The sequence below is a fragment of the Pseudomonas sp. SWRI154 genome, from assembly GCF_014268645.1.
In the GTDB taxonomy this organism is placed as follows: Bacteria; Pseudomonadota; Gammaproteobacteria; order Pseudomonadales; family Pseudomonadaceae; genus Aquipseudomonas; species Aquipseudomonas marvdashtae.
In genome coordinates, this window is the sequence record NZ_JABWQW010000049.1 from 1 (window position 1) to 16,365 (window position 16,365).

A 16,365-nucleotide genomic window follows, 5' to 3' on the forward strand; every position below is an offset into this window, starting at 1 on the left:
CCGGCCCTGAGGATGGTGGCTTCGTCAACGGTGATGACCAGGGGCGCAGATTGTGGCGGCAGGTGCTGCGCTTCTACCGTCTTCCAAATGAATTCACCGCCCCAGGACAGCTTGATCCGGTCCCCCTCGGCCATGATTGGGTACGGCTCGATGGTCACCGGGACGCCTGCAGCAGCGGCGTCTTTATCCACCGCGCCGGGTGGCAGGAACTCGACAGGAATCGTCAGTTTCAGGTCGGAGTGACCGGGCGTATCGCCATCCTGGTCCCGGCCACCGGGTGGGGCAAATTCGATCTTGACGTGGAGTGCCGTCGCCACCGAAGGCTCGTAGGTGGAGGCATCGAGTTTCTTTACCTCGTAGCTCAGGGCAACGTCTCCATCGATCAGCATGTCTGCCGGGATATGCCGTACGACCGGCTGGCCTACTTCGGTTTGTTCGGTGATAGAGCCCGACACCACGGGTTGAGGACCTAGCTTGATCCTAAAGGCATCGCCCCGGCCCATGTTTGACCAGGCCGGTAGAATCACCCGCAGCCCGTCGTGGGGAAAAACTTCGCGGGCGGCGGCAATGTTGATGCCGACGCTGTCTTCAGGAGCCGGCGGGTATGCCGGGCCGCCGTCGGGGATGTCCAGTTCTGGAAGTATGCGGGGGGTGTTGTCGGCAGTGTTCATGGCAGGGTCCCAGTCGAATGAGGTCTGGGGTTATTCAATGCCTGAAATCGAGGTGTGGCTACTGTCAGAACCTACAGGTGTGGGCAGGTTTCAGACGATTGGAAGGGTCGCCCCGCCAAGGCCCGGCCATCACCCAGACTCTCAGCAACTCGGTCTTCCAGCGTTCAGTTCGCCCATCTCGGATGTCCGGTTTGGCAACGCTTACACAATTTCACAGAGCCCCTACAAAGCTTCACCCCTGGCCTTGACTCCGGTCCCTACCATGGCCGGTTCAACATTGGGGAAGCACCATGTCCAAGAAACCTTTCGCGATCCTCGGCCTGCTGATCGGGGCGCTGCTGCTGGGCGGTTGCGACACCGCCTCGAACCCGCAGGCCACCGCCCCACTGCCCAGCGTGCGTGTCGAAACCATCCAGGCCGGACCGCTGTCGATCAGCAACGAACTGAGCGGCCGCATCGCTGCGCCACGGGTGGCTGAGGTCCGCGCGCGGGTGGCTGGCGTGGTCTTGCAGCGGGTGTTTCGCGAAGGCAGCGATGTCAAACAAGGCCAAGTGCTGTTTCGCATCGATCCGGCGCCGTTCAAGGCCGACCTCGACAGTGCCGAAGCGGCGTTGCGCAAGGCCGAGGCCAATGCGTTCCAGGCCCGTCTACAAGAGCAGCGTTACGCCCAGTTGGTCGACGACAAAGCCATCAGCGGCCAGGAGTATGACAACGCCCGGGCCAACGTGCGCCAGACCGCAGCCGATGTCGCCGCCAACAAGGCCGCGCTCGAACGGGCGAAACTGAATCTCGGATATGCCACCGTGACCGCGCCGATTTCCGGGCGCATCGGTCGCGCCCTGGTCACCGAAGGCGCGCTGGTGGGGCAGAACGAAAGCACGCCGTTGGCGCTGATCCAGCAACTGGACCCGATCCACGTCGACCTCACCCAATCGACCCGCGAACTCAACGACCTGCGCCGGGCTTTTCGTGCCGGGCACTTGCAAGCGGTCGGCCAGGGCGAGGCCAAGGCCACCTTGATCGAGGACGACGGCAGCCTCTATCCGTTGCCGGGCAAACTGCTGTTCACCGACCTCAGCGTCGACCCGAGCACCGGCCAGATTACCCTGCGCAGCGAGTTTCCGAACCCTGACCTGGACCTGCTGCCGGGCAGTTTCATTCGCGTGCGCCTGGAACAGGCGGTCGACAGCCAAGGCATCACCGTGCCGCAACGGGCGATTCTGCGCGACAGTGCCGGCGTCGCCCAGGTGTTGCTGCTCGACGCAGAGCAGAAGGTCAGCCAGCAACCGGTGCAATTGGGTGCTGCGCAGAAGGATCGCTGGATCGTCACCCACGGTTTGAAACCGGGCGATCGCATCGTCGTCGAAGGCGTCCAGCACGCCCGCCCCGGTGAACAAGTCCAGGTCGATGACTCCCCTCTTCCCCTTGCCCAGGTTCCCGGGCCACAGGCAGGACACTAAGCCATGCCGCAGTTTTTTATCGACCGTCCGGTGTTCGCCTGGGTCGTCGCGCTGTTCATCCTGCTGGCCGGGATCCTGGCCATCCCACAACTGCCGGTGGCGCAATACCCGGTCGTGGCGCCGCCACAAATCGAGATCTACGCGGTGTACCCGGGCGCTTCGGCGCAAACCGTGGACGAGAGCGTGGTCAGCCTGATCGAGGAGGAACTCAACGGCGCCGACAACCTGCTGTACTTCGAGTCCCAGAGCAGCCTTGGCAGCGCAACGATCACTGCAACGTTCCAACCGGGCACGAACCCGGAACTGGCCCAGGTGGATGTGCAGAACCGCCTCAAGGCGGTGGAGTCGCGCCTGCCGCAAGCGGTCACGCAGCAGGGCTTGCAGGTGGACAAGGTTTCCGCCGGTTTCCTGCTGCTGATCACCCTCACCTCCAACGACGGCAAGCTCGACGACGTGGCCCTCAGCGACTACCTTGCGCGCAACGTGATGAACGAGATCAAGCGTTTGGACGGCGTCGGCAAGGCCCAGCTGTACGGCGCCGAGCGGGCTATGCGAATCTGGATCGACCCGCAGAAGCTGGTCGGCTTCAACCTGACCCCGGCCGACGTCAATGCTGCCATCGTCGCGCAGAACGCCCAGGTGTCGGCGGGCAGCCTCGGCGACCTGCCGAGCCGCGGCACCCAGGAGATTACCGCGACCATCGTCGTCAAGGGCCAGCTCTCGACGCCGGAGGAATTTGCCGACATCGTGCTCAAGGCCAACCCCGACGGCTCGACGGTGCGCATCGCCGACGTGGCCCGGGTGGAAATCGGCAGCCAGGAATACCAGTTTTCCACGCGCCTGAACGGCAAGCCGTCCACTGCGGTGGCGGTGCAGCTGTCACCGGGCGCAAACGCGCTGAACACCGCGACCCTGGTGCGCAACAAGATGGACGAACTGTCGCGCTACTTCCCGGCCGGCGTGGAATACAAGATTCCCTACGACACCTCACCGTTCGTCAAAGTCTCGATCACCAAAGTGATCTATACCCTCGGCGAAGCGATGCTGCTGGTGTTCGCGGTGATGTTCCTGTTCCTGCAGAACATCCGCTACACGCTGATCCCGACCTTGGTGGTGCCGGTGGCGTTGATGGGCACTTTCGCGACGATGCTCGCGCTGGGGTTCTCGATCAACGTGTTGACCATGTTCGGCATGGTGCTGGCCATCGGCATCCTGGTGGACGATGCCATCGTGGTGGTGGAAAACGTCGAGCGGATCATGGCCCAGGAAGGCCTGTCGCCCAAGGAAGCGACGCGCAAGGCCATGGGCCAGATCACCGGGGCGATCATCGGCATTACCCTGGTGCTGGTGGCGGTGTTCATTCCGATGGCGTTCATGCAGGGCTCGGTGGGGGTGATTTACCAACAGTTCTCGCTGTCGATGGCGACGTCGATTTTGTTCTCGGCCTTTCTCGCCCTGACCTTGACCCCGGCACTTTGCGCGACCTTGCTCAAACCCGTCGCCCAAGGTGATCACCACGGCAAAAGCGGTTTCTTCGGTTGGTTCAACCGTGGTTTCGACCGATTCGGCGACCACTATCAAGGGTGGGTGGCCTATGCGCTGAAACGCAGCGGCCGTTATCTGTTGATCTATGGCGTGCTGCTGGTGGGCATGGGCCTGCTGTTCAGTCGCCTGCCCTCCTCGTTCCTGCCGGTGGAAGACCAGGGCTACACCATCACCGATATCCAGCTGCCACCGGGCGCCAGCAAAAACCGGACGGTGCAGGTGGTGGAGCAGATCGAGGCGCACAATGCCGGCGAGCCTGGGGTCGGCGACAGCACCGTCATCCTCGGTTTCAGTTTCTCCGGCAGCGGGCAGAACGCGGCCCTGGCGTTCACCACGCTGAAGGATTGGTCGCAGCGCAGCACCGAGGATTCGGCGGCGTCCATCGCCGACCGCGCCAACCAGGCTTTCGGCCAGATCAAGGACGCCATGGCTTTTTCGGTGTTGCCACCGCCGGTGGACGGCCTGGGCACTTCGAGCGGTTTCGAGTTCCGCTTGCAGGACCGTGGCGGCCTCGGCCACGCCACGTTGATGCAGGCCCGCAGCGAGTTGCTCGCCGCCGCCGAAAAAAGCCCGATACTGATGAACGTGCGTGAAAGCGCCCTGGCGGAGGCGCCGCAGGTGCAACTGGAAGTCGACCGCAAGCAAGCCAATGCCCTGGGTATTTCCTTCGCCGATGTCGGCGGCGTGTTGTCCACGGCAGTGGGTTCGGCCTACATCAACGACTTCCCGAACCAGGGGCGGATGCAGCGGGTGGTGGTCCAGGCCGAAGGCGACCAGCGCAGCCAGGTCGAGGATCTTCTGAAGATTCACGTGCGTAACAGCAGCGGGAAAATGGTCCCGTTGTCGGCCTTCGTCCAGGCCCGCTGGACCCAGGGACCGGCGCAATTGACCCGCTACAACGGCTATCCGGCGGTGAGCATTTCCGGCGAACCGGCACCGGGCCATAGCACTGGACAAGCCATGGCCGAAATCGAACGGCTGGTGGCCCAGGGGCCGACGGGCCTGGGCCAGGAATGGACCGGGTTGTCCTTGCAGGAACGCTTGTCCGGCAGCCAGGCACCAATCCTGTTGGGCCTGTCGTTGCTGGTGGTGTTCCTGTGCCTGGCGGCGCTGTACGAGAGTTGGTCGATCCCGACCTCGGTGCTGTTGGTGGTGCCGCTGGGGGTGCTCGGCGCGGTATTGGCCGTGTCGTTGCGCGGCATGCCCAACGATGTGTTCTTCAAGATCGGGCTGATCACCATCATCGGCCTGTCGGCGAAGAACGCGATCCTGATCATCGAGTTCGCCAAGAGCCTGTACGACGAGGGTCATGACCTGATCGACGCCACGCTCCAGGCCGCGCGCCTGCGCCTGCGACCGATCATCATGACCTCGCTGGCGTTCATCCTCGGCGTGGTTCCGCTGGCGATCGCCACGGGCGCCAGTTCGGCGAGCCAGCAGGCGATTGGCACTGGTGTGATCGGCGGGATGATCAGCGCCACGCTGGCGGTGGTGTTTGTGCCGGTGTTTTTCGTGGTGGTGATGAAGCGCGTCAGGCGCAGAAAGGCCGATTGAGGCGCTGCGGGCCTACTTGCCCTTGAAGGTTTCCCGGCGGGCGGTACGCTCGCGCCCCGAAATCACCGTGTCACGTTGGTGGACGCTCAACCATGACGGCGGGTCGCCCAGGCTGTGGGCCGATGCCGCCTAGTGCCTTGTCCACCAGGCGCTGTATCCAATCGGCGTCCCGCTCGTTGACCACGGCGTAACGGTCCGGCGGCAGACAAGTCCAGCGATGGGATGCCTCGGCGAGGCGCGTGAACTCATCGGCGGACATCCAGTACGAAGAGTCCGTCAGCGGCAAAGGCGCACCGTCAAAGCGCTCGCCCAGCGTCACCTGGGTCCCGGGGACAAAGGTGATCGCCAATTGTTGCCGGTGGTTCATCCGCTCGTCGGGCGCAGGCATTCGCCCTACCCGTCCATGGCGGAAGGCGCCGGGAAACTCCTCCCTGAGAACCAGCCAGTGGCCGGCCGTGGTCATGGCCAGAATCCACTGCGACACGCCAGAGGCTTGCTCGCGCACCAGCGTGCCGTTCTTCCATTGCATGACGCTGTTGCAATCAGGGTCAACGTCGTTGGCCCACAGGCTGATACCCGAAATCAGCGAATGACGCTCAAGCTCCACCACCCCTCGATCCTGCATCGATTGCCAGTAGCGCTTGATCGGGTCGCGTGAGTCGCGCAGGTAATTGGACAATGCCCAGCCCGCCACGATAAGCACGGTCGCCAACACCTGCCAGCCCCAGGATCCGTCGAGGATCCGGTCGATATCCAGGCCCGGGACGAACCATTTCTCGACAAGCCCCAGGACAATCACGAACGCCAGGCTCGGCAGCATGAGGCCAATGCTCACCGGCGCCGCGAGCACCATGACCCAGCTGAAGCGGTGCATGGATGCACGCTCGCGCGCCCAGGCCAACTCCTGTGGGAGCATCGGAGATTGCTCACGAGGGCCAAGGCCTGGATCAGGCGTCTGGGAGCGGAGCTTTTGCTTGTAGAGTTCGTCAGTCATGAAGGGCCTTGTCCACTAGTCGCTGCAGCCAACCGGCGTCCCGAGCGTTGACCACGGCGTAACGGTCCGGCGGGAAAAAGATCCAGTGATGGGCGGCTTCGGTGAGGCGCTTGATCTCATCGGCGGTCATCCAATAAGACGTCTGCGTCATTGGCATAGGCGCGCCGTTGAAACGCTGACCAAGCGCTAACTGGGTACCGGGCGCGAAGGCGATCGCCAGGTGCTGCCGGGGTTGCATCTGCTTCTCGGGCGGGGGCATCTGCCCCACCCGTCTATAGCAGAAATCGCCGGGAAACTCTTCCTTGAGCACCAGCCAGTGGCCGGCCTCGGTCATAGCCAGGACCCACTGCGATACGCCGGAGCTTTGCACGCACACCAGCTCGTCGTTCTTCCACAGTGTGAGACTGTTGCAATCCGGGTCATAGTCGTTGGCCCACAGGCTGATGCCCCTGACCAAGGTATGACGTTCCAGCTCGACCCGCCCTTGATCCGGCATCGATTGCCAGTAGCGCTTGGTCGGATCGCGTGAGTCGCGCAGGTAATTGGACAATACCCAACCGGCGACGAAAATCACCGTCACCAACGCCAGCCAGACCAGGGAATCACCAACAATCCGGTCGATATCCAAGTCCGGAGCGAATAACTTCTGGACAAGGCCCAGGATCGTCAAGAACGCCAAGCCTGGCAGCACGAAGCCCATGCTCAACGGCGGTAGCAGCACCACGAACCAGCTGAAGCGGTGCATGAATGCACGCTCGCGCGCCCAAGCCAGCTCCTGCGGGAGCATGGGTGCCTGCTCTCGGGGGGCGATGCCGGGATCCGGGGTTTGAAAACGCAAGAACCGTGCGTGGGAGTCGTCGCTCATGGATCGGGTCGTTCTCTCGAATCAGTCGCGCATCTTCGAGGATTTTTCGGGGCGTGGACAGTACCCTCAAGACATAACCCACTTCCTGAATCCCGGTCACTGAACCAACGCTATCGCGAGCACGATCGCGATAGCGGCAGCGAGTCCACTATCAGTCCGCCTGCACCGTGACCTGACGCTGTTCGCCCAAACCTTCAATGCCCAGGCGCATGGTCTGGCCAGGGCGCAGGAATACCGGGTTGGGCTTGATGCCCAGCCCAACGCCCGGAGGTGTGCCGGTCGAGATCACGTCGCCGGGTTGCAGGCTCATGCACCGGCTCAGGTAGGCGACCAGTTGCGGCACGCTGAAGATCAGCGTCCGGGTGTTGCCGTTCTGATAGCGATGGCCGTCGACTTCCAGCCACAGGTCCAGCGTATGGGGATCGGCGATTTCGTCCCGCGTCACCAACCACGGCCCAAGCGGGCCGAAGGTATCAAAACCTTTGCCTTTATCCCAGGTGCCGCCGCGCTCCAACTGCCACTCGCGCTCCGACACGTCGTTGATGACGCAATAACCGGCGACATGCTCCATGGCGTTCGCCTCGTCGATGTAGCGCCCGCCCTTGCCGATGACCACGCCAAGTTCGACTTCCCAATCGGTCTTGAGCGAGCCACGGGGAATCTGGACGTCGTCGTTCGGCCCGCAAATGGCACTGGTCCATTTGTTGAAAATGATTGGCTCCTTCGGTACCTCCATGTTCGACTCGGCGGCATGGTCGGCGTAGTTCAGGCCGATGCAGATGAACTTGCCGACCTGCCCGACGCAAGCACCGATCCGCGGTTGACCGGCCACGAGCGGCAGGCTTTGCGGGTCAATCAAGGCGAGCGCCGCCAGGCTGTCCGGCTCCAGGACCTTCCCGGCGATGTCCGGCACGTGGTCGGACAGGTCGCGGATCTGATTGTCGTCATCCAGGAGTCCGGGTTTTTCCGAACCTTTTTCGCCGTAACGCAACAGTTTCATGAAGTGCTCCTGCTCAAGTGAAAATTCAGAGGCTCATGCCACCGTCGATGACGTGCACCGTCCCGGTGGTGTAGGCGGACGCGTCGCTGCCCAGATAGAGCGCCAATTGCGCGATTTCCTGAGTATCACCGATACGTCCCATGGGCTGGCGGTCGAGAAACTGTCGGTAGACCTGCGCCTCATCGACGCCCTGTTGCACCGCCTGGTCGGCGATACGCTGGCGCAACGAAGGAGAATCCACGGTGCCGGGGCATATCGCGTTGCAGCGGATGCCCTGGCTGACAAAGTCGATGGCGACAGATTTGGTCAGTCCCACCACCGCCGCCTTGCTGGCAGCATAGGCGAATCGGTTGGGCACGCCCTTGATGCTCGAGGCCACCGACGACATGTTGATGATCGATCCGCCGCCACGGGCCAGCATGCCCGGCAGGAACGCGCGGATCATGCGGTACATGGCCGTGACATTGAGGTCCATCGAGCGCGCCCAGGCCGCTTCGTCGCAGTCGAGGATATTGCCGCTGTGCACGTAGCCGGCGCAGTTGAAGAGCACGTCCAGCCCACCGATGCGCTCGCGGGCAGCGTCGATGGCGCCGGCCGAGGTGACATCGAGGATCATCGGCGTGATCCCATCGATGCCCGCCAGTGCGCGAATGTCGATATCACTGGCAAACACCTCGGCGCCGGCCTGGGCGAAGGCAATGGCGCTGGCCAAGCCGATGCCTTGCCCCGCCGCCGTCACCAGCACGCGCTTGTTTTGCAGGCTCATGCTGTCTCCAGTTGCGCGGCGGTGGGCGCGGTCTTGGGTGTCCTGCCAAGCATCGACGCAGGGATGGCGAGGATCAACCCACCGCTGACCAACAGACACAGGGCCAACACATAAGTACCGTTATTGATATTGCCCGTGAGGGTTTCCGCCACGGCGGTGATCATCGATCCGGTGAAGCCCGACAGGTTGCCGATCGCGTTGATCATGCCGATCCCGGCAGCGGCGGCGACGCCCGACAGCACGGTGCCTGGCAGGGTCCAGAAGATCGGCATCAGGCTGAGGATCCCCGAGGCCGAGACACTGAGGAACAGCACCGACAGCACCAGGTTATCGGCAAAGAACGCACTGAGGATCAGCCCGGCGCCACCGATGAAGGCCGGAATGGCCGCGTGCAGGCGCCGCTCGCCGGTGCGGTTGGAGTGGCGTGCGTTGAGCAGCATCGCGACGATTGCCACCGAGTAAGGAATGGCGGTCAGCAAGCCGATGTGCAGGCTGTTGGTGATGCCGGTGCTCTTGATGATCGACGGCATCCAGAAGGCCAGGCCGTAGAAACCGGTGTTGAAGGTCAGCAGGATCAGCACCAGCAACCACACCCGAGGATTGAAGAAAACTTCGCTCAGGCGCGTGGCCTTGCCTTGGTTGTCGGTTTGCAGATTGGCCTTGAGCATGGCTTTTTCCGCCGCCGAGAGCCACTTGGCTTTGTCGATGTTGTCGGCCAGGCAGACGATCACCACGAAGGCCATGATGATCGAAGGAATGCCCTCGATGATCAGCATCCACTGCCAGCCGGACATGCCGTGCACGCCTTGCATGCTGTTCATCAGCCAGCCGGACAGGATCCCGCCCAGCGTCAAGCTGACCGGCAAGGCGAGCAGGAATCCGGACATCACGCGGCTCTGCCGATGAGTCGGAAACCAGTAATTGAGGTAGAGAATCACGCCAGGAAAGAAGCCCGCTTCGCAGATCCCCAGCAGGAAACGCAGCACGTAGAACATCGTGCTCGATTCAATGTGAAAGAACGCCGCCAACGGCACGGTGTAGGCCACGGCCATGGAAATCACCGCCCAACTGAGCATGATCCGGGCAATCCAGAACCGCGCGCCGAAGCGATGCAGCAGCAGGTTACTGGGCACTTCGAAGAGAAAGTAGCCCCAGAAGAACATGCTGGCGCCCAAGGCATACACGGTGTTGCTGAATTGCAGTTCGTTGAGCATGTCGAGCTTGGCGAAGCCGATGTTCACACGATCGAGGTACGCCGCCATGTAGCACAACAGCAACACGGGCAGGATCCGCCAGATCACCTTGCGGTAGGTCCGGTCTTCGAAATCCAGTCCGCCGGCGGGAGCCTGTGCGGGCAAATGCTCGGAGATGGTTTGCATGAGTAACCCCTGATTGTTTTTATTGGGTCACGTCGAATGAGCGAATCATCCGGCGATTGAACGAGGACTCTACTGTTGGGAATCGATTCATTCCCAATGGCATTTTTTGATTAGTTGATAACCAGATGTTATCGGAACCCAAGGGTCTACTTCGTAGCCCAGCGGGAGCAAGCGCCCTCGCCACAGGGATTCAGCCGCTCAGGCGGGCGTTGTCCTTGAGGATCTCGGCGAACTCCAGCGCCGCGCCTACCAGCGGCTCGTTCTTTCGCGTGAGGATGCCGTAGTCCTGCGGCACCAGGTGCAACGGCGTGTCGAGGGTCTTGAGTTGGCCGCTTTCGAGCAGCGGATCGACCATGGCATTGGGCAACATGCCGATCATCGGCCCACGTTTCAGGACCTGGAGAAAGGTCTGCATGGAGATGGTGTCGATGGTGTTGCGCGGCATGCCCACTCCCGCCTCGGCGAACGCCAGCTCCATGCGCGCGCGGATCGGCGTACCGACCGGATAGAGGATCCACGGCTGGTCCACCAGTTGCTGCAAGGACGTTGGCCCGGCGTCCACCAGCGGGTGGCGGTTGTTCACCACGATGCAGAACGGTTCCGGGGCCAGGGGCTGGAAGTCGTAGCGCTGCTGCTGGCTTTGATCGGTAAAGCGCGCCACTGCCAGATCGAGCTTTTTCTCTTCAAGCATTTCCATCAGATGGTTGCTGGTTTGCTCCACCACTTCGATGGACAGCAAAGGCCAGCGCTGTTTGATCTGCAGGATCGCCTCGGGCAACGCCACCGCTGTCGCGGCAAAGATGCCGCCGACCTTGAGGTAGCCATGACCGCCTTCGCGCAGGCTGCTGATCTGCTCGACAAACGAACGCGCGTCGTTCAACGCGATTTGCGCATAACGCAGTACGTGCTCGCCGAGCGCGGTGGGCGGCATGCTTCGGGGGCGACGTTCGAACAGGGCGAAGCCGAGCAGGCTTTCGATTTCCTTGAGCATCTTGCTCACCGCCGGCTGGCTGAGGTTCATCTGCTGGGCTGCAAGATGCATGTTGCAGGTACGCCCCAAGGTGTCGATCAGCAGCAGATGGCGGAATTTGAGCCAGCCGCAGAAGCTGGAGAAGGACAAGTCGGACATGGGTACTCCTCAACGTGTAATAACCAGACGTTATCAGATACTGAATATATCTCATTGGAGTTCATCGACAGCGCGCCCTAGCGTGAAAGCTTTACGAACCAGGAAGATCGCCCATGTCGCTCATGCTTACTCCCGAGAACACCCTGCCGGCCGATGGCGTCGCCGGCACCCTGATTGGTCGTGCCTGGGTGCCCGGCGCCGTTGCCGGGCCCTCGCCCATCGTGCTGCGCAGCGACGGGGTGTTCGACTTGTCGGAGCGTTTCGCGACCTTGAGCGACTTGCTGGAAACCTCCTCGCCATTGGCAGCCGTGAGAGAAACGCCAGGCACCTTCATCGCCAGCGTCGAAGCGCTGCTGGCCAACACCGGCCTGCATGCCGATCTGTCCAAACCGTTCTTGCTGCCGCCGCTGGACCTGCAGGTGATCAAGGCCGCCGGCGTGACCTTCGCCGCGAGCATGATCGAGCGGGTGATCGAGGAACAGGCCGGCGGTGACGCGGCCCGGGCCGACGCCGTGCGCGCCACGGTGCACAGCGTGATCGGCGATAACTTGCGCTCGATCGTGCCGGGCTCCGAACAAGCCATGCGTCTGAAGGCGTACCTCATCGAACAGGGCATGTGGTCGCAATACCTGGAAGTCGGCATCGGGCCGGACGCGGAAATCTTCACCAAGGCGCCGGTCCTGGCGGCCGTCGGCAGTGGCAGCCAGATCGGCATTCACCCGGCCTCGCAATGGAACAATCCTGAGCCCGAGGTCGTGCTGGCGGTGAACAGCCGTGGCCAGATCCACGGCGCCACCTTGGGCAACGACGTCAATCTGCGAGACATCGAAGGCCGCAGCGCGCTGTTGCTAAGCAAGGCCAAGGACAACAACGCATCGTGCGCCATCGGGCCGTTCATTCGGCTGTTCGATGAGCATTTCAGCCTCGACGACGTGCGCGCCTGCGAAGTCGACTTGCAAGTACAAGGCGAAGACGGCTACCGCCTGCACGGTTCCAGCTCCATGAACCAGATCAGCCGCGACCCGCAGGACTTGGCCGGCCAGACGCTCAACGCCAACCATCAATACCCGGACGGTTTCCTGCTGTTTCTCGGTACCCTGTTCGCCCCCACCGATGATCGTGACCACGTCGGCAGCGGTTTCACCCACAAACGGGGTGACAGGGTCAGTATCAGCAGCCCATTGCTGGGTGGCCTGCACAATCAGGTAACCCACAGCTGTGACGCCGCACCCTGGACCTTCGGCGTCGGCGCCTTGCTGCGCAACCTCGCCGCGCGGGGGCTGCTCGATCGCTGAGCCCGACCGATCGCCGATTCATCCAATTACAAGAGAGAAATGAATCATGAGTGACACGCCAAAACGCCGCCTGCGCAGCGAGCAATGGTTCAATGACCCGGCCCACGCCGACATGACCGCCCTGTACGTCGAACGCTACATGAACTACGGCATGACTCGCGAAGAGCTGCAATCGGGCCGGCCGATCATCGGCATTGCCCAGACCGGCAGCGACTTGACACCTTGCAACCGCCATCATCTGGAACTGGCCCAACGGGTCAAGGCCGGCATTCGTGATGCCGGCGGCATCCCCATGGAATTCCCGGTGCACCCGATTGCCGAACAGTCGCGCCGGCCCACCGCTGCCCTGGACCGTAACCTGGCCTACCTGGGCTTGGTTGAAATTCTTCATGGTTATCCATTGGACGGCGTGGTGCTCACCACCGGTTGCGACAAGACCACCCCCGCCTGCCTGATGGCGGCGGCGACCACCGACCTGCCCGCCATCGTCCTGTCCGGCGGGCCGATGCTCGACGGCCATCACAAGGGCGAGCTGATCGGCTCCGGCACCGTGCTGTGGCATGCACGCAACCTGATGGCCGCCGGCGAAATCGACTACGAAGGTTTCATGGAAATGACCACCGCGGCATCGCCGTCGGTGGGTCACTGCAACACCATGGGCACCGCCCTGTCGATGAACGCCCTGGCCGAGGCCCTGGGCATGTCGCTGCCCGGTTGTGCAAGCATCCCGGCGCCCTATCGCGAGCGCGGTCAAATGGCCTACGCCACCGGCAAGCGCATCTGCGACCTGGTTCGCCAGGACGTGCGACCATCGCAGATCATGACCCGCGAAGCGTTCGAGAATGCCATTGCCGTCGCCTCGGCATTGGGTGCATCGAGCAACTGCCCGCCGCACCTGATCGCCATTGCCCGGCACATGGGCGTCGAGCTGAGCCTGGACGACTGGCAACGGATCGGTGAAGACGTGCCGCTGCTGGTCAACTGCATGCCGGCCGGCAAGTACCTGGGCGAAGGCTTCCACCGCGCCGGGGGCGTGCCGGCCGTCATGCATGAATTGCAGAAGGCCGGGCGCCTGCACGAACACTGCGCCACGGTCAGCGGCAGGACCATCGGCGAAATCGTCGGCAGCAGCTTGACCAGCAACACCGACGTCATCTACCCGTTTGAAACCCCGCTCAAGCACCGTGCCGGCTTCATCGTGCTCAGCGGCAATTTCTTCGACAGCGCGATCATGAAGATGTCGGTGGTGGGCGAAGCGTTTCGCAAGACCTACCTGTCCGAGCCCGGTGCCGAGAACAGCTTCGAGGCACGGGCCATCGTCTTTGAAGGACCGGAGGATTATCACGCACGGATCGATGACCCGGCGCTGGACATCGACGAGCGCTGCATCCTGGTGATTCGTGGCGTCGGCACCGTGGGTTATCCCGGCAGCGCCGAGGTGGTGAACATGGCCCCGCCGGCCGCGCTGATCAAACAAGGCATCGACTCCCTACCCTGCCTCGGCGACGGTCGTCAAAGCGGCACATCAGCGAGCCCGTCGATCCTCAATATGTCCCCGGAAGCAGCCGTGGGTGGTGGCCTGGCGCTGCTGCAGACCAACGACCGGCTGCAAGTGGACCTGAACACCCGCACCGTGAACCTGCTGGTCGACGACGCCGAGATGGAGCGGCGCCGCCGTGAATGGACGCCGAATATCCCACCCTCGCAGACGCCCTGGCAGGAACTCTACCGGCAGCTGGTCGGGCAGCTGTCCACCGGAGGCTGCCTGGAGCCGGCCACCTTGCATTTGCGGGTGATCGCTCGCAGTGGGGAGCCGCGGCACTCTCATTGACTCGCCGGTACCACCAAACCGCTTCCTGTGGCCTTCAGAGATTCCCGACCATTTCCCACAACGAAGCCCCCACCCCGGTGATGCTCTCGCCGGCAATCAACCCCGCCGCCGCGGTAATCGCAAAGCGCTCCGTGAGGCTCGGCCAGCGGCAGCTCACCAACCAGGTGAGCACCGCGCCAAGGGCCATCATCAGCGACACCGAGGCTGGCAGGACAAATGCCAGGCCCAATGCCGCCGTACTGGGCAAGTAGCGGGCGCGATGCGTCGGCAACAAGCTGTCGAGGATGCCCAGCAACAGACCGACGACACCGCCGATGAAGATCGCCCAGCGGATGCTGACTGACAATGAGTCCAAGCCAAGGGTCAGGGTTTGCGCCACGGCTTTCCAAGTGGCGACTGCCGGGGCCGGCCACTCTTCGGTGAGCAGCATGGTTTGCGGGTCAGGAATCAACGCGAGGTAGGCCAGCACGCCGACGATGCTGCCGATGAAAATTCCCAGGGTCTGGGCCATCAACTGCTTGCGTGGCGTGGCACCAATCGCCCGGCCGACCTTGAAATCGTTCATCAAGTCCGTGCATTGCCCGGCCGAACCGCCGGCGGTATTGGCGCTCATCAGGTTGATCGGCACCTGCCCTGGCGCAACGATGCCAAAGCTCAATTGGGACAATTGACCGATGGCGCCGATTGGCGGAATGCCCGTGGCGCCGACCACTCGGGCGGCCACCGCTGCCAGGCAGATCGCCAGGGGAATGGTCAGCAGCGCCATCCACGGATTGATACCGAACAGCAGCGCTTGCAGGCTCACCACCAAAATGATCGCCGACAGGAAACCGACCGCCGGCCCGGTCTTGGGAATCACCCAGGTCGTGCCGCCGCTGGCCTTGGTGCAAGTGTGCAACGCCCACAAGCGAATCGCCAGGGACGCCAACGTCGCGCAAACCATGAGGCTCACGCCCGGCCACAGCAGCCACTCCACCAGCACGGCGAACTGCGGGCCGCTGCTGCCGGGCGGCAACTGCACCAGGCCATTGTCCAGCAACCATGGCGCCAGCGCGCCCCACGCCAGCAACGCGCCGAGCAGCAGGGTCAAGCCGACGCGGATGCCAATGATGCCGCCGAACCCCACCAGCAGCAGTGAAGGATCGGCGGTAAACGTCAGGCGCTCCAATTGGGCGCTCGGCGACCAACGCGCGATGGCCCACATAAAGGTATCGACCCACTTGGCGACGCCGGACAGCAGCGCCGCCCCAAGCAGGACCTTCAAGCGCGTTGCCGCTTCATGACCATGGTTATAGATGTGCAGCAGGGTTTCCAGGGTCGCCATGCCCTCGGGAAACCTCAGTGCCTTGTCGTTGAGCAGCGACGGTCGCAGATACCAGGCGATCCAGATGCCCAGGAAGCTCACCGAGAACACCCAGGCAACCATCGGCACCGCGTCCAGTTGCTGGCCGGTCAGCAAGGTATACGCCGGAATGGGCGCGACCAGCCCACCGGAAATGATCGACGCCGCAGCCGACGCTACGGTCTGGTTGATGTTGCTTTCATGCAGCGTCCAGGGCAGTCGTCCGGTCGAGCGCTTGGCCAAACCCTGCCAGATGCCATAGCCGACCAGCAGAGCGATGATCGACATGTTGAACGACCAGCCAATCTTCAATCCCGCGTAGACATTGGAAGGCGTCAGGAGGATGCCAAGCACGATTCCCGTGATGACCGCGCGCGGGCTGAGTTCGCGCTCTACGGGACGCACGTGCGGGCTCGAAATTTGATCCATGCGAATTCCTTATCGATCGAGTAGGAGGCGGATTTACATCCGCCGTCCTCTCACACCACCGTACGTACGGTTCCGTATACGGCGGTTCAGGTTATACGGATAAAC

General features: G+C 62.8%; 11 protein-coding genes and 1 pseudogene. 4 read left to right on the top strand and 8 right to left on the bottom strand.

Going from position 1 to position 16,365, the window contains the following annotated elements:
• Positions 1-671 (bottom strand): annotated as a pseudogene (locus tag HU806_RS25850) (hypothetical protein); the annotation flags it as partial.
• Positions 672-961: 290 nt separating this feature from the next.
• On the opposite strand from HU806_RS25850, the gene HU806_RS25855 reads away from it, so the two are divergent.
• Both HU806_RS25855 and HU806_RS25860 read left to right on the top strand, forming a co-directional pair.
• On the top strand, positions 962-2,131 hold the full coding sequence (locus tag HU806_RS25855; protein ID WP_186615693.1) for an efflux RND transporter periplasmic adaptor subunit: 1,170 nt from the start codon (positions 962-964) through the stop codon (positions 2,129-2,131).
• Positions 2,132-2,134: 3 nt separating this feature from the next.
• Entirely contained in the window at positions 2,135-5,230 is a 3,096-nt protein-coding gene (locus HU806_RS25860; RefSeq protein WP_186615695.1) for a multidrug efflux RND transporter permease subunit, read from the top strand.
• Positions 5,231-5,300: 70 nt separating this feature from the next.
• Here the strand turns inward: HU806_RS25860 and HU806_RS25865 are convergent, their stop codons facing one another.
• The 6 genes from HU806_RS25865 to HU806_RS25890 form a co-directional block, all read right to left on the bottom strand.
• Positions 5,301-6,224 carry a hypothetical protein gene (locus HU806_RS25865; RefSeq protein ID WP_238350241.1) on the bottom strand — a complete coding sequence of 308 codons (924 nt, stop codon included), beginning with the start codon at positions 6,222-6,224 and terminating at the stop codon, positions 5,301-5,303.
• Positions 6,217-7,089: a hypothetical protein gene (locus HU806_RS25870; RefSeq protein WP_238350242.1), complete on the bottom strand. Its 873-nt coding sequence runs from the start codon at positions 7,087-7,089 to the stop codon at positions 6,217-6,219. Before HU806_RS25870 ends, HU806_RS25865 begins: the two co-directional genes overlap by 8 nt.
• 151 nt (positions 7,090-7,240) lie before the next feature.
• On the bottom strand, positions 7,241-8,089 hold the full coding sequence (locus HU806_RS25875) for an ureidoglycolate lyase (RefSeq protein WP_186615697.1): 849 nt from the start codon (positions 8,087-8,089) through the stop codon (positions 7,241-7,243).
• Between the two features lie 25 nt (positions 8,090-8,114).
• Positions 8,115-8,855, bottom strand: a complete 741-nt coding sequence (locus HU806_RS25880) for an SDR family oxidoreductase (protein WP_186615698.1) — start codon at positions 8,853-8,855, stop codon at positions 8,115-8,117.
• Complete coding sequence (locus HU806_RS25885; protein WP_186615700.1) at positions 8,852-10,234, bottom strand: MFS transporter; 1,383 nt, start codon at positions 10,232-10,234, stop codon at positions 8,852-8,854. Before HU806_RS25885 ends, HU806_RS25880 begins: the two co-directional genes overlap by 4 nt.
• A 190-nt stretch (positions 10,235-10,424) precedes the next feature.
• On the bottom strand, positions 10,425-11,363 hold the full coding sequence (locus tag HU806_RS25890; protein ID WP_186615702.1) for a LysR family transcriptional regulator: 939 nt from the start codon (positions 11,361-11,363) through the stop codon (positions 10,425-10,427).
• A 113-nt stretch (positions 11,364-11,476) separates the two neighbouring features.
• On the opposite strand from HU806_RS25890, the gene HU806_RS25895 reads away from it, so the two are divergent.
• Both HU806_RS25895 and HU806_RS25900 read left to right on the top strand, forming a co-directional pair.
• Positions 11,477-12,658 (top strand): fumarylacetoacetate hydrolase family protein, encoded by a 1,182-nt coding sequence (locus tag HU806_RS25895; protein WP_186615704.1) that lies wholly within the window; start codon positions 11,477-11,479, stop codon positions 12,656-12,658.
• 46 nt (positions 12,659-12,704) lie between these two features.
• Positions 12,705-14,489, top strand: a complete 1,785-nt coding sequence (locus tag HU806_RS25900; protein ID WP_186615706.1) for an IlvD/Edd family dehydratase — start codon at positions 12,705-12,707, stop codon at positions 14,487-14,489.
• A 34-nt stretch (positions 14,490-14,523) separates the two neighbouring features.
• Here the strand turns inward: HU806_RS25900 and HU806_RS25905 are convergent, their stop codons facing one another.
• Positions 14,524-16,260 carry an OPT family oligopeptide transporter gene (locus HU806_RS25905; RefSeq protein ID WP_186615708.1) on the bottom strand — a complete coding sequence of 579 codons (1,737 nt, stop codon included), beginning with the start codon at positions 16,258-16,260 and terminating at the stop codon, positions 14,524-14,526.
• Positions 16,261-16,365: the final 105 nt, after the last annotated feature.